The sequence below is a fragment of the Candidatus Ruminimicrobium bovinum genome, assembly GCF_902760015.1.
Taxonomy (GTDB): domain Bacteria; phylum Elusimicrobiota; class Endomicrobiia; order Endomicrobiales; family Endomicrobiaceae; genus Ruminimicrobium; species Ruminimicrobium bovinum.
This window is the reverse complement of sequence record NZ_CACWEU010000165.1, coordinates 1-2,681: the sequence shown is the minus strand read 5'-3', so window position 1 is coordinate 2,681 and position 2,681 is coordinate 1. Positions and strand designations below refer to the sequence as shown.

The following is a 2,681-nucleotide window of genomic DNA, read 5'->3' as shown; positions in this document are numbered from 1 at the left end:
GACCGGAATTAATCATATTTCCTTCACCTTCATAAGCAGCTTTTGTTACATCTCCGCCATCTATAACCGGAATTATTTCAACATTATATTTTTTTGCAAATTCCCAATCCCTTTGGTCATGTGCGGGAACTGCCATGATAGCTCCCGTTCCGTAACCCATCAAAACATAATCGGCAACAAAAATCGGAACTTCTTTTTTGTTTGCGGGGTTGATTACACAAACACCTTCCAACTTAACACCTGTTTTTTCTTTTGACGAAGATCTTTCTATATTTGATTTCGCCGAACTTTCTTTGATATATTTTTCAACTTCATTCCAATTTTTTATTTGAGATTTGAATTCCTTTAACATCGGATGTTCCGGTGCCACAACCATAAAAGTAACACCGAAAATTGTGTCGGGCCTTGTTGTAAAAATTTCAAATTTTTTATTTGAGCCGGCAATATCAAAATTCATTTGAGCACCGTGTGATTTACCAATCCAGTTTTGCTGCATTGATAAAACCTGTTCGGGCCAACCTGAAAGTTGTTTATGTCCTTCAAGCAGTTCATCGGCATATTTTGTAATTTTTATAAACCATTGTTCCAACTCTTTTTGTTCAACATCACTGTCGCATCTCCAACATTTACCTTCTTTTACCTGTTCGTTTGCAAGAACCGTTTTACATTTCGGGCACCAATTAACGTTTGATTTTTTTCTAAAAACCAACCCTTTTTTATACATCTGTAAAAAGAACCATTGATTCCATTTATAATATTCCGGAGTACATGTTGCAAGTTCTCTGTTCCAATCATAAGAAATACCAAGCATTTTAAGCTGCTCTCTCATTCTTGCAATGTTTTGTGTAGTCCAAACGGCAGGTGCAATATTATGTTTTATTGCTGCATTTTCCGCAGGAAGCCCGAAAGCATCCCAACCCATCGGATGAATAACATTTTTACCGGACATTCTGTTATATCTTGCAAAAACATCACCTATACTGTAATTACGGACATGCCCCATGTGCAAGTTTCCGGAAGGATAAGGAAGCATTACCAAAATATAATATTTTTCTTTTTTATCATCGGGATGACATTCAAAAACTTTATTTTCTTCCCAATATTTTTGCCATTTCTTTTCAACATCCAACACATTGTAATCTGCCATTTTGACCTCTTATATTTGTTTATAGGATTATAAGGTTATAGGGTTATAGGTTATTTAATTACTCAACTTAATAACATCATAATCTCATACATACTATTTTTATTACTTAATATTTTCACACATCAAAAATTACTAAGATATTTTTTTAAGAAGAACAAAGTGTTCCAAGTTACCTTTGGGACCTTTTACCGCCGAATCTTGTTCTTTTAAAATTTCAAAATTCAAACTTTTTGCACAATTTTTAATTTTTTCTATTGCTTTTTGCCTTAAATTTTCGTCTTTAACAACACCTTTTTTTACTTCACTCGGTTCAAGTTCAAATTGCGGTTTTATCATTGCTATAACAAAACTTTCTTTTGTAACAATTTCACTTACCACAGGTAAAATTTTATCCAAAGAAATAAAAGATACATCTATTGTAACAATATCTGTTTTATCTTTCAACAAGGTTTTATCAAAATATCTGAAATTTACATTTTCAATATTTACAACTCTTTTATCATTTCTTAGTTTATAGTGAAGCTGAGCGGTGCCCACATCAACGGCATATACTTTTTTTGCACCGTGCTGTAACATACAGTCCGTAAAGCCGCCTGTAGATGCCCCTATATCAATACAAACTTTGTCCGTAAAATCTATTTCAAATAAATTCAAAACCGATTCCAACTTCAGTCCGCCTCTTGAAACATACGGATTTTGTTTTTCTATTTCAATAACGACATTTTCGTCAACTTGAGTGCCTGCTTTTGTTATTTTTTCACCGTCTACAAAAACTTTACCCTCCATAACAAGTGCCTGTGCTTTTGAACGGCTTTCAACTAAATTCTTTTCAAAAATTAAAACATCAAGTCTTTTTTTCATTATATAAAAAATGCCTCGTATTTTTTAGCTGATAAGCTGAACAGCTGAAAAGTTTAGGTCATCGAAATGACAAAAAAAGAACAAACTATTTACAAAGGTTCACAACCTCATTCTCTATGTTTTCAACCGATAAACCGCATAACTGCCTTATAACATTTTGCGGTCCGTGTTCTATAAATTTATCCGGCAAACCTATAGATACTATTTTTGCATCCGTTCCCGATAACACGGCTTTAACCGTTTCACCCGTTCCTCCGATAAGAGAACCTTCTTCAACGGTAACGATTTTATTTGTAATTGTTAAAATATTCTTAACGGCAGTTTCGTCAAACGGTTTTAAAAACCTTAAATTTAAAACGGCAACCGAAATTCCTTTCCGTTGCAAATTATTTGCCGCTTCCAAACATATTTGCAACACATTACCTATGCAAATTATGTAAACATCCGTTCCGTCCTTTTCAAGTTTGGCTTTTCCGATATCAAGCAAATCAAAATTTCTTTGAAAAGAAGCAACCCTTGTTCCGCTGCCTCTGGGATACCTGATTACCGAAGGATTTTTTAATGTAAGCGCCGTATTTAACATATCCTGCAATTCTGTTTCGTTTGCAGGCGCCATAATAGTTAAATTAGGAATATATTTTAAATAAGAAAAATCAAAAGCGCCGTGATGAGT

Annotated in this window: 3 protein-coding genes; all 3 read right to left on the bottom strand. The window is 33.8% G+C overall.

Features of this window, described 5'->3' with window-relative positions; genetic code table 11:
* Nucleotides 1–1,147 (bottom strand): leucine--tRNA ligase (leuS, locus tag ACMUOV_RS05500; protein WP_413854104.1); only part of this gene is annotated, 1,147 nt, incomplete at its 3' end.
* A 132-nt stretch (nt 1,148–1,279) separates the two neighbouring features.
* Nucleotides 1,280–2,008 carry a TlyA family RNA methyltransferase gene (locus ACMUOV_RS05495; RefSeq protein ID WP_413854103.1) on the bottom strand — a complete coding sequence of 243 codons (729 nt, stop codon included), beginning with the start codon at nt 2,006–2,008 and terminating at the stop codon, nt 1,280–1,282.
* 85 nt (nt 2,009–2,093) lie between these two features.
* Nucleotides 2,094–2,681: transketolase C-terminal domain-containing protein (locus ACMUOV_RS05490; RefSeq protein WP_413854102.1), on the bottom strand; the 588-nt coding region annotated here is incomplete at its 5' end.

What these genes read in the sequence shown, in the direction of transcription:
- ACMUOV_RS05495 (WP_413854103.1), bottom strand. Translation starts at nt 2,008, where the DNA reads ATGAAAAAAAGACTTGATGTTTTAATTTTTGAAAAGAATTTAGTTGAA.